The sequence below is a fragment of the Neisseria sp. P0001.S005 genome (genome assembly GCF_051963715.1).
In genome coordinates this window covers 1-296 of sequence record NZ_JBQCTZ010000936.1, presented here as the reverse complement: position 1 = coordinate 296, position 296 = coordinate 1, and the positions used below count along the sequence as shown (strand labels likewise).

General features: G+C 57.1%; 1 protein-coding gene. It reads left to right on the top strand.

Annotated elements, in window-relative coordinates; translation table 11 throughout:
* Nucleotides 1–296, top strand: a 296-nt coding sequence (locus ACTHSP_RS23575; protein WP_440347182.1) for a toprim domain-containing protein, incomplete at both ends; no start/stop codon positions are given.

Genomic DNA, 296 nt, shown 5'->3' with positions numbered 1-296 from the left:
CGCGAAGCCGCCCGCAAAGCACGCGAAATTACCCGCCGCAAAGGCGTGATGGACGGTTTGGGCCTGCCGGGCAAACTTGCCGACTGCCAAGAAAAAGACCCTGCCCTGTCCGAACTCTATCTCGTCGAGGGCGACTCCGCAGGCGGTTCCGCCATGCAAGGTCGCGACCGCAAATTCCAAGCGATTTTGCCGCTCAAAGGTAAAATTTTGAACGTCGAAAAAGCACGTTTTGAAAAAATGCTGGCCAGCCAAGAAGTCGCCACGCTGATTACCGCTTTGGGCGCAGGCATCGGCAA